Raw genomic sequence first — 10929 nt, 5'->3', positions numbered from 1 at the left:
AATTTCGCTATGCTTAAAGAAGCGGGTGAAAAGTATGGCTTTGAGGTGGTAAGCACCCAAAGTTATTGCTTAAACCAATTACGAGTCAGCAGTACTGAGATACGAAATGCATTAGCGGTCGATGACTTGGCTGCAAGTGCTACCATGTTAGGACGTGATTACAGCATTAGTGGTCGTGTGTCCCATGGTCGAAAACTGGGGAGAACCATAGGTTTCCCCACCGCTAACATTCCATTAAAGCGTTGTGTATCTCCTGTGTCGGGAGTGTACGTTGTCGAAGCATTGGATATCGATGGGGTTCCTGTCGGTGGCGTTGCTAATATTGGACAACGACCAACGGTGAATGGTGTAAGGCAGCAATTAGAAGTGCACTTTTTTGACTTTAAAGCCAATTTGTATGGTAAACAGTTAGAAGTACGACTTTTGCACAAACTGCGCGACGAGATAAAATTTGAATCGTTCGACGCATTAAAGAATCAAATAGAATTGGATGCTGAAGCCGCAAGGGTGTGGCTGCTTCAGCTAAAGAATTAATCGGATGATTCCACCGATTAACATAATGTCTAACTTCGCCCAATATAACGGAATTAAGAATCGATGAGTGATTATAAAGATACCCTGAACTTACCAGAAACAGGGTTCCCAATGCGCGGCAATCTGGCAAATCGTGAGCCAGAAATGCTTAAGCGTTGGTACAAAGAAGATCTTTACGGCGAAATCCGTAAGGCAAAGAAAGGTAAAAAATCTTTCGTACTGCATGATGGCCCTCCATACGCGAACGGCGACATTCACATTGGCCACGCGCTGAATAAGATTCTTAAAGACATTATTATTAAATCTAAGACCCTTTCTGGTTTTGATGCACCGTACATCCCTGGTTGGGACTGTCACGGTCTTCCAATCGAACTAATGGTTGAGAAGAAGAAAGGTAAGCCAGGTCAGAAGATTTCGGCTGCTGAATTCCGCGAAGAGTGTCGTAAGTACGCTGCGGGCCAAGTTGAAGGTCAAAAAGAGAGCTTCAAACGTCTTGGCATCATGGGCGAGTGGGACAAACCTTACCGCACTATGGATTTCGGTACAGAAGCGAACATCATTCGTTCTCTAGGTAAAATCGCAGACAAAGGTCACCTACTGAAAGGTTTCAAACCTGTTCACTGGTGTACTGACTGTGGTTCTGCTCTGGCTGAAGCTGAAGTTGAATACAAAGATAAAGTATCTCCATCTATCGATGTGAAATTTACTGCAGCTGACGAAGCGGCGCTTCTAGAGAAATTCTCTCTAGCTGACGGCCACGCTGGTCAAGGCGAAATCTCTATCGTTATCTGGACAACAACACCATGGACTCTGCCAGCTAACCGCGCAGTATGTCTACGTGATGATCTTGAATACGTACTTATCCAAGTTGAAGCGAATGGCGACCAGCCAGCTCAACGTATCGTTGTTGCTTCTGAACTAGCAAAAGACGTAATGGATCGTGCAGGTATCGAGCACTTCCATAACCTAGGTTTTGCAACTGGTGCTGATCTTGAGCTGTCTCAGTTCAACCACCCGTTCTACGACTTCACAGTTCCTGCGATCCTAGGTGATCACGTTACGACTGATTCAGGTACTGGTGTGGTTCACACTGCTCCTGGTCACGGTCAAGAGGATTTCGTGGTTGGTAAGAAATACAACCTAGAAATCGCTAACCCAGTAGGCTCTAACGGCGTTTACCTGCCAGATACCGAGCTATTTGCTGGTCAGCACGTATTCAAAGCGAACGACTCTGTTTTAGAAGTTCTAAAAGAGAAAGGTGCTCTTCTGCATCACCACGCTTACGAGCACAGCTACCCACACTGTTGGAGACACAAAACTCCAATCATCTTCCGTGCAACACCACAGTGGTTCATCTCTATGGATCAAGCTGGCCTACGTGCAAAAGCACTAGAGTCAACGAAGAATGTTGAGTGGATGCCTGAGTGGGGTCAAAGCCGCATCGAAGGTATGATCGAAGGTCGCCCTGAGTGGTGTATCTCTCGTCAACGTACTTGGGGTGTGCCAATTGCTCTGTTCGTTCATAAAGAAACGTCAGAACTTCACCCAGATAGCTCTGAGCTAATCGAAAAAGTAGCGAAGCTAGTTGAAGAGAAAGGCATTCAAGCTTGGTGGGATGTAGACGCAGCAGACCTTATGGGCGCTGAAGACGCAGACAAGTACGAAAAAGTGCTAGATACACTAGACGTATGGTTCGATTCAGGTGTTACGCACTTCTCTGTTGTTGATTCTCGCGAAGAGTACAACGGCAACAGTGCAGATCTTTACCTTGAAGGTTCTGACCAACACCGTGGTTGGTTCCAGTCTTCTCTAATTTCATCTATCGCGATGAAAGACGAAGCACCATACAAGCAAGTGCTAACGCACGGTTTCGTAGTAGATGGTAACGGCCGCAAGATGTCTAAATCTATCGGTAACGTTGTTGCTCCTAAAGATGTAACCAACAAACTAGGCGCAGATATCCTACGTCTATGGGTTGCTTCTACAGACTACACGGGTGAAGTAGCGGTTTCTGATGAAATCCTGAAGCGTTCTGCTGATGCTTACCGTCGTATTCGTAACACAGCGCGTTTCTTCCTAGCGAACCTAAGCGGTTTCAACCCTGAAACTGACCTAGTGCCTGCTGAAGAGATGGTTGCACTTGATCGCTGGGCTGTTGGCCGTGCTCAAGCTGCACAAGAAGAGATCGTTAAAGCATACGGCGAGTACAACACTCACGGTGTAACTCAGCGTCTAATGCAGTTCTGTTCTATCGAAATGGGTTCTTTCTACCTAGACGTAATCAAAGACCGTCAGTACACAGCAAAACAGGGCAGCCATGCTCAACGTAGCTGTCAGACTGCGCTTTACTACATCGTAGAAGCTCTAGTTCGTTGGATGGCTCCTATCATGTCGTTCACTGCAGATGAAATCTGGAACGAGATGCCTGGTCAACGTGACAAGTTCGTGTTTACTGGCGAATGGTTCGAAGGCCTATTTGGTCTAGCTGAAGGCGAAGAGCTAAGCAACGAATTCTGGGCTGAAATCCAAACGGTTCGTGGCGCTGTGAACAAGCTTCTTGAAGACGCTCGTAAAGAGAAAACAATCGGTGGTGCACTGCAAGCTGAAGTGACTCTATACGCTGACGACGCACTGGCGGCTAAGATCAACAAGCTAGAAGATGAGCTACGTTTCGTACTTATCACTTCTGCAGCGGTTGTTAAGCCACTGAGCGAGAAGTCTGATGCGGCTCAAGCGACAGACGTTGAAGGTCTATTCGTTGAAGTTGCAGCAACAGAAGCTGAGAAGTGTGACCGTTGTTGGCACCACACACCAGACGTAGGCACAATTGAAGGACACGAGAAGATCTGTGGCCGTTGTGTATCAAACGTTGATGGTGAAGGCGAAGTGCGTAAGTTCGCATAACGACTCAGAGAAAGACTGAACTTTTTGTAAAAATCATAGCCCCAGTATCAACTGGGGTTATTTTTAGTTATAGGAAATGTGTTTAACCAAGCTGATTCTTCATGGCGACTCAAACGAGTGTGCGAATGAGGAATCGCTTCGTAAATACTAGGAATAGAAATGAGTGAAGTTTCGTTAAAGCAATCTGGTGTACGTTGGTTATGGTTAGCTCTGCTGGTTTTCCTTGCAGACATCGGCATCAAACTCTTTGTCATGGACAACATGGGTTATGGTTGGGCAAACCGTATTGAGGTGTTGCCGTTCTTTAACTTTTTGTACGTTCATAACTACGGTGCTGCATTTAGCTTCTTGAGTGATCAAAGTGGTTGGCAGCGTTGGTTATTTACAGGTATTGCCTTTGCTGTAACGGGCATGCTGACATACTGGATGAGCAAACTACCAGCGACAGAAAAGTGGAACAACATCGCTTATGCCATCATCATTGGTGGTGCGGTAGGTAATGTATTTGACCGTGTCGTACATGGCTTTGTTGTCGATTACATAGATTTCTACTGGGGCACTTACCACTGGCCAGCATTCAACTTAGCCGATATGGGAATTTGTATTGGTGCCGCGATGATCATCCTAGATGGTTTCCGTAAGAAAGACGAAAGCAAATAGCTTTTTAATAGATGACTCTAAAGTCAGTCTATGACTCACAGAATAGAATAGCCCTAAGCGCTGTCGGTTGATTCCGGTGGCGCTTTTTTTTATGCTTCAGTCAACAAGGAAGCAAAGAAAAATGCATCCTCAAATAATAAAGAAGTCTAAGGAAAGTAACGTGGCAGCAATTAAAAATGATTCAGCAGTAACCCTACATTTTACGATTAAGATGAAGGATGGTTCAGTTGCCGATAGCACAGAAAATATGGGCAAACCTGCGAAGTTCGTGATGGGCGATGGTAGCCTAAGCGAGAACTTTGAAGCGTGCTTACTTGGGCTGGAAGCTGGTACTGAAAAGTCTATCGACCTCAAAGCGGAAGATGCGTTTGGTATGCCTAACCCAGATCATATCCACCATATGGATCGTGCTAAATTTGTTGGTGACTCTGAGGTTGAAGTGGGCACTATCATGGCATTTTCTGGTCCTGACGGTATGGAAATCCCAGGTATTATCACTGAGATCGCTGGCGATTCAGTGACGGTTGATTTTAATCATCCACTTGCAGGCCAAGATGTTACGTTTGACGTCAATATCTTAGCTGTCGACTAACATCACCTTACAGCTGTGATGTCACCCAGAGCTTCACTGTCTAGGCGCTTCACTGTAGAATGCGAGCCTCGCTGACGGCGAACTCTATAGAAACAACCTTAGTACCGCGGTAAATGATGAGCAATGAAATGAAAATAATGTTAGCTAACCCTCGTGGCTTTTGTGCCGGTGTTGATCGTGCGATCAGCATTGTCGAGCGCGCACTCGAAATGTACCAGCCACCGATCTACGTTCGTCATGAAGTGGTACACAACCGCTTTGTTGTTGAGGGGCTAAAACAACGCGGTGCTATTTTTGTCGAAGAACTTAGCGAAGTGCCAGACGATAACATCGTGATCTTCTCTGCTCACGGTGTGTCTCAAGCGGTTCGTAAAGAAGCGAAAGAGCGCGAGCTAACGGTATTCGATGCAACGTGTCCTTTAGTCACTAAAGTCCATATGGAGGTTGCGCGTGCGAGCCGCAAACATATGGAAGTGGTGCTGATTGGTCACGCAGGTCACCCTGAAGTTGAAGGGACTATGGGTCAATACGCGAGCCAAACGGGTGGTATGTACTTGGTTGAGAAGCCAGAGGACGTGCAAAACCTAGTGGTAAACGATCCAACTAACCTGCACTACGTGAGCCAAACGACGCTATCTGTTGATGAAACCGCTGACGTAATCGAAGAGCTACGTCGTGTATTCCCTGAGATTCAAGGCCCTCGTAAAGATGACATCTGTTACGCGACTCAAAACCGTCAAGACGCCGTGCGTGAGATGGCAAACGACGTTGATGTTGTGATTGTCGTTGGTTCTAAGAACTCATCGAACTCAACACGCTTGAAAGAGCTGGCTGAAAAATTAGGCACACCAGGTTACCTAACGGATTGCCCTGAAGACATTCAAACAGAATGGGTTGAAGGCAAGAAGAAAATCGGTGTAACGGCTGGTGCATCTGCTCCTGAAGAGCTGGTAAATCAAATCTTAGATCGCATTCGCGAGCTTGGTGCTACTGACGTTGAAGAGATTCAAGGTCGTGAAGAGAACATGTTCTTCGAAGTACCAAAAGAGCTACAGATTAAACAAGTCGATTAATCTCTATTGATTTGTGACATTAATGATTCGTCATATAGTCGATTCGCAAGCAGTAAAAAGCCAACGTTGATACGTTGGCTTTTTTGATCGTGAGCTTTGATAAGCTATTGGATCCCGAGTTGTTCTTTTAGTGTCTTGAGATAGCGACGACTCACAGGCACTTCAAAGCCGGTAAGCGTGATGATCTCTGCTAATCCATTTTCGAGCAACTTGATCTCTTGGATCGATTTTATGTTGATCAAATATTGTCGGTGACAGCGGATCAAATCGGTTTTCTCTTCCAAGATCTTTAGCGTCAACTGTGAAGTGGCCGTTTGCGATGAACAGCGAACATGCACGCCGCTGATATCAGAATAGGCACACTCGACACTTTGGCTCGCCATGATCACAATGCGGTTGTGACCAATACACGGAATTTGTTCTAAGCGGGAAGGGGCGATGGAAGCGACATCTTGCTCTGGTACTTTTTGGTTCTGCTTAACGACTTTGTTCAGTCGAGAGACACTTTTATTGAGTCGGCAGGGCTCAACGGGTTTAAGCAGGTAATCAAAGGCGTTGTCTTCAAAGGCTTGAATCGCATATTGGTCGTAAGCAGTCACAAATACCACGTAAGGCATGGTATCTGGGTCAAGCATACTCAACAACTCAATACCCGTAACTTGAGGCATCTGAATATCTAGATACACCACGTCGGGTTTAAGAAGGTTGATCTGCTTAAGTCCTTCGATCGCGTTGCTTGCTTGACCGATGACTTCCACTTCTCCCGTTTCTGTCAGTAACTCAATCAGCTCTTCGCGAGCAAAAAGCTCATCATCGATAACGAGTGCTTTTAACATCCTGCAATCTTCATTTTTGTTCTGTCCCTGCTTATTCCGCTTATCTTTTTAATGTCTGCTTCTAAATGTCGCTACTGAGAAGCGATTACCTACGAAAACACCATTATTTTAGTATAGGTATGATAAAGCTCATTCGAGTAAATTGCTGTGGTTGAGATTCTATTTTTAGTGCTGAGTCTTGTCCAAAGAAATTAGTGAGTCGTTTATCAACAATTTCCATTCCTAATCCAACATGATCTTGAGACGGCTTCTGGTAGTTACTAGCATTGTCTTCGACGATCAGTTTAAATCCACCTTGGAAAGCTTCGCTATAGATCTTCACTTTGCCACCTTCTAGCATGTTTGAAATCCCATGTTTAATGGCGTTTTCAACCAAGGGTTGCAGGGTAAAGCTTGGCAGTTGTGACTCAAACAGTTGTGGGTCTATGTCCCATTCAATTTCTAAGCGGTCAGTAAAGCGTGCCTTTTCGATCGTCAGGTACGCGTTAACGTGCGCGAGCTCGTCTTTGAGCTTCACGGTATTAATATTCTGCTTGAGGTTACTTCTGAAGAAGTGAGATAGGTGTTGAATGAGCTCACGTGCTTTATCAGGGTCACGACGTGTTACGGCACTGATGGTGTTGAGCGCGTTAAACAAGAAGTGTGGGTTGACCTGTGCGTGCAGAAGCTTGATTTCAGCTTGAGTGAGCAGGGTTTGCTGTTGCTGGTAGTTGCTGAACAGTATTTGACTCGATAACAGCTGAGCAATACCTTCAGCCATCGACATGTTGATGGTTGAAAATAGCTTCAGTTTAGGCTCATACAACTTGATGGTACCGACGACTTCGTTACCGGCACGTAGTGGGATAATCAGCGCTGACCCCAACTTACAATCCTGTGAGAGTGAGCATTGGTATGGATTCTCTTTACCATCGAGGTAGATGATGTCGTTCTGTTCCATCGAAGTCAGTGTGCTTTGCGATGAAATAGGGGTGTTAGGGATATGGTGCTCATCGCCGATGCCAACGAAAGCGAGAATTTTCTCTCGGTCAGTGATAGCTACAGCGCCTACGTTGGTCTCTTCGTAGATGATGCGCACGATCTTTTGCGCGTTATCAGACGTGAAACCACCGTGAAGAATACCCACCGAACGTTCAGCAATGGTCAGTGCGCGGCGCGAGAAGGTCGCTGAGTACTTCTCAAAGATGGTTTTACGGTCTTGGATGATACTCATGAACAGTGCAGCACCCACGGAATTGGCTATGATCATCGGTGCTGCAATATCAGAAACCAGCGCATAAGACTGCTCAAATGGTTTGGCAACCGCAAGCAGAATCAACATCTGAATGATCTCTGCAAATAGCGTCACAGAGAACACCACCATCGGATTAAATAGCTGGCTGGCTTTGTTCTTTCTGACTAAGTACACATGCAGCAAACCACCAATCAGGCCCTCTGCAGTGGTTGAAATCGCACATGCTAAGTCGGTGAAGCCTCCTAATGAGTAACGATGAATCCCGCCAGTAAAACCCACTGCAAAGCCAACCACTGGGCCACCAAATAGGCCACCCATCACCGCGCCCATTGCACGTGTGTTGGCGATGGCGTCATTTATCTGTAGGCCGAAGTAGGTGCCCATAATGCAGAACAAAGAGAACAGAACGTAACAGCTGATCTTATGGCTTAAGCGTGAAGAGATGCTCAACAATGGAAGAATCAGTGGGGTTTTACTTAGCATGTAAGCGATCACTAAGTAGACACAGGTTTGTTGAAGCAGAGAGAGAATGAGTTCCATATTTTCACCTATTGAGACGCTTGTTAAGTGTAAAGCTCATTGTGTGGTAAGGGTAGTTTTGCTTGTGTTTGTAAGGCATTTATCGAGCGATTAGCGCTTCTCACTGTCTTGCTTAACCAGTACAGACAATAAAGCCCATCACAGGGGATGGGCTTTAGTCTTAATATCCATGAATCACTGAGTGATTATCGGAACAAGCGAAGTTGTGTTTGGCTGTTCTTGTCTTTCTATGAAGACTGGTCTTTTATAAAGAGTTTAAAGAACTAGGCTGTTTTGGTCTCGCTTTTTGCTTCTTTTTCTTCATCAGCAAGGTCGGTTTCGCCTTTGCCTTTAGAAATCTTGATAACGTAAGCCGCAACACCCAGCGCACTAATCACACCAACGATAGTTGAGATTTGCATTGGTAGGCCGAAACCAAGTTGGCTGTTGTTCAGGATGAATGTGATACACACAGACGTCATGAAGATAGCTGGAACCGTCGTTACCCAGTGCAGTTTGTTGTGACGTAGTAGGTAAGCTGAAGCTGTCCACAACATCATTACTGCTGTTGATTGGTTAGCGAAGCCGAAGTAACGCCAGATGATGCCGAAATCAACTTGAGTCAGGATGCCGCCGATAACGAACAGTGGTAGAGCCATCAGTAGGCGGTTACGCAGTGTCTTCTGTTCCATGTTGAAGTATTCAGCAAGGATTAGGCGGCTTGAACGGAATGCTGTGTCACCAGATGTGATTGGTAGGATAACCACGCCTAGGAAAGCAAGGATACCGCCGAATACACCTAGTAGGCCAAATGAAGCGCTGTATACCACGTTACCTGGGCCGCCGTTTGCTACCGCTTCAGATAGAGACTCAACTGAACCGAAGAACGATAGTGCAAGTGCACACCAGATAAGAGCGATGATGCCTTCACCAATCATTGCACCGTAGAATACGAAGCGACCGTTCTTCTCGTTTTCCATACAACGCGCCATCAGAGGTGACTGAGTTGCGTGGAAGCCAGAGATTGCACCACAAGCGATAGTGATGAATAGAGCAGGCCATAGTGGTAGGTCGTTCGGGTTCATGTTGGTGAACATGTCGCTGATTTCAAAACCACCCATGATTTGGTGTTCATCAGAGAAGCCAATTGCGGTGATTAGACCTACCGACATGAAGATAAGCAGAGCACCGAACAGTGGGTAGAAGCGACCTATGATTTTATCGACAGGGACAATCGTTGCGATGATGTAGTAAGCAAAGATAACAACAACCATAGTTGTTGCAGACATCGCGAAATCAGTTTGGTCGTTCACTAGGTTAGTGATCATGCCTGCTGGAGCAGAAACGAATACCACACCAACTAGAAGCAGTAGAACAATGGCAAAGATATTCATAAAGTGTTTTGCGCCATTGCCTAGGTAACGTCCAGTGATGGTAGGAACCGAAGCACCGCCATTACGGATAGATAACATACCTGAGAAGTAGTCGTGTACTGCACCTGCGAAGATACAACCTAGTACGATCCATAGCATTGCTGCTGGGCCGTATAGGGCACCCATGATAGGGCCGAAGATTGGACCTACACCTGCAATGTTTAGCAGTTGAACTAGGTAAACCTTTGGAGTCGACATTGGAACGTAGTCCACGCCGTCTTGCTTAGTGTGAGCTGGTGTTTGACGCTTTTCATTGATACCAAAAATCTTCTCGATAAAGGTACCGTAAATAAAGTAGCCACCAATGAGTGCTGCGACACAGGTAAGAAACCACATCATAATTTGTTATCCCTGAATGTATTAATTAAGTCAGGGTGTATATTAGTGGAGTGTATGGAAAGAAACTTCCGCTACTGGAGTGAGTGGTCGAATAGCTAATTAAGTGGTGTTATAACCGGTTTAGTGGTTTGTGACCTTTGTTGAGTGGTGGGGTAGAAGTGTTGAGAAGTATCGTGCTTCTGTTAAGTGGTCGATAGTGAGCATTAAACGGCGCGTAATAAAGATCAACGGCAGATAACAGAGATGAGTGGACATCAGCTCCCGTTCAGCGGAGAATCACCAACAGAGGCAAAGCTTCATTTAGAAGTGGCTAGGGAAATATAAAGGATTGAAATGAAAAAGATAATAGCACTATTCGCCGTAGCATTTAGCCTTGCAGGATGCAGCGCCAATGTTCAAGATTTAGCGGCAGAAGGCAACTGGCAAGAGATTGGCTACCGCGATGGTATTAAAGGCAACACTCAACGTTCGTATTCAGAGATGGCAGAATTGGGCGCGGTTGACCAAGCAAGTTACAACGAAGGTTACCAAATTGGTGTGACTGAATATTGTAACCCTAACCACGCATACCAGATTGGTCTATCTGGTCAGGTGTATGAAGGTGTTTGTTCTGGTACCGAAGATGCCCAGCGTTTCCGTATGGAGTGGCAACGTGGCTGGGATGAGTTTTCAAACGACCACTAACTTTGCTCGTGATTACTCACACCTCTTAAACGGAATCATTAAGCTTAAATTGAAAAAAAACCAGTACCTTATGTGTACTGGTTTTTTGTATCACGCTTTCGTCAGTATTGAAGATTAATCC

Annotated in this window: 9 protein-coding genes; 6 read left to right on the top strand and 3 right to left on the bottom strand. The window is 45.6% G+C overall.

Annotated features, from left to right (window positions below; genetic code table 11):
* The 5 genes from ribF to ispH form a co-directional block, all read left to right on the top strand.
* On the top strand, window positions 1-534 hold a 534-nt coding region (ribF, locus tag BCT81_RS09925), incomplete at its 5' end, for a riboflavin biosynthesis protein RibF (RefSeq protein WP_102424026.1).
* Between the two features lie 63 nt (window positions 535-597).
* Window positions 598-3438, top strand: coding sequence for an isoleucine--tRNA ligase (ileS, locus tag BCT81_RS09920; RefSeq protein WP_008221594.1), 2841 nt, complete (start codon window positions 598-600; stop codon window positions 3436-3438).
* Between the two features lie 159 nt (window positions 3439-3597).
* Complete coding sequence (gene lspA, locus BCT81_RS09915) at window positions 3598-4098, top strand: signal peptidase II (protein ID WP_102424025.1); 501 nt, start codon at window positions 3598-3600, stop codon at window positions 4096-4098.
* Between the two features lie 160 nt (window positions 4099-4258).
* Window positions 4259-4690, top strand: a complete 432-nt coding sequence (fkpB, locus tag BCT81_RS09910; protein ID WP_004739519.1) for an FKBP-type peptidyl-prolyl cis-trans isomerase — start codon at window positions 4259-4261, stop codon at window positions 4688-4690.
* Window positions 4691-4806: 116 nt separating this feature from the next.
* The gene (gene ispH / locus BCT81_RS09905; protein ID WP_081090359.1) at window positions 4807-5763 is read left to right on the top strand and encodes a 4-hydroxy-3-methylbut-2-enyl diphosphate reductase; all 957 of its coding nucleotides are present in this window, start codon (window positions 4807-4809) and stop codon (window positions 5761-5763) included.
* 104 nt (window positions 5764-5867) lie between these two features.
* On the opposite strand, the gene btsR is transcribed toward ispH, so the two are convergent.
* The 3 genes from btsR to BCT81_RS09890 all read right to left on the bottom strand — a co-directional run bounded on the left by btsR (window position 5868) and on the right by BCT81_RS09890 (window position 10124).
* Entirely contained in the window at window positions 5868-6599 is a 732-nt protein-coding gene (btsR, locus tag BCT81_RS09900; RefSeq protein ID WP_102424024.1) for a two-component system response regulator BtsR, read from the bottom strand.
* Window positions 6600-6702: 103 nt separating this feature from the next.
* Window positions 6703-8373, bottom strand: a complete 1671-nt coding sequence (locus tag BCT81_RS09895; protein ID WP_102424023.1) for a sensor histidine kinase — start codon at window positions 8371-8373, stop codon at window positions 6703-6705.
* A 263-nt stretch (window positions 8374-8636) separates the two neighbouring features.
* Window positions 8637-10124: a carbon starvation protein A gene (locus tag BCT81_RS09890; protein ID WP_102424022.1), complete on the bottom strand. Its 1488-nt coding sequence runs from the start codon at window positions 10122-10124 to the stop codon at window positions 8637-8639.
* Window positions 10125-10457: 333 nt separating this feature from the next.
* On the opposite strand from BCT81_RS09890, the gene BCT81_RS09885 reads away from it, so the two are divergent.
* Entirely contained in the window at window positions 10458-10808 is a 351-nt protein-coding gene (locus BCT81_RS09885; RefSeq protein ID WP_102424021.1) for a DUF2799 domain-containing protein, read from the top strand.
* Window positions 10809-10929: the final 121 nt, after the last annotated feature.

It is taken from the genome of Vibrio sp. 10N.261.52.A1 (assembly GCF_002876325.1).
Lineage (GTDB): Bacteria > Pseudomonadota > Gammaproteobacteria > Enterobacterales > Vibrionaceae > Vibrio > Vibrio chagasii.
The sequence above is the reverse complement of the archived record's forward strand: the minus strand, read 5'-3'. Positions and strand labels throughout refer to the sequence as shown.

Coding starts and splice junctions, on each gene's coding strand:
- BCT81_RS09890 (WP_102424022.1), bottom strand. CDS start 10,124: ATGATGTGGTTTCTTACCTGTGTCGCAGCACTCATTGGTGGCTACTTT.
- BCT81_RS09895 (WP_102424023.1), bottom strand. CDS start 8,373: ATGGAACTCATTCTCTCTCTGCTTCAACAAACCTGTGTCTACTTAGTG.
- ispH (WP_081090359.1), top strand. CDS start 4,807: ATGAGCAATGAAATGAAAATAATGTTAGCTAACCCTCGTGGCTTTTGT.
- lspA (WP_102424025.1), top strand. CDS start 3,598: ATGAGTGAAGTTTCGTTAAAGCAATCTGGTGTACGTTGGTTATGGTTA.
- ileS (WP_008221594.1), top strand. CDS start 598: ATGAGTGATTATAAAGATACCCTGAACTTACCAGAAACAGGGTTCCCA.
- BCT81_RS09885 (WP_102424021.1), top strand. CDS start 10,458: ATGAAAAAGATAATAGCACTATTCGCCGTAGCATTTAGCCTTGCAGGA.
- btsR (WP_102424024.1), bottom strand. CDS start 6,599: ATGTTAAAAGCACTCGTTATCGATGATGAGCTTTTTGCTCGCGAAGAG.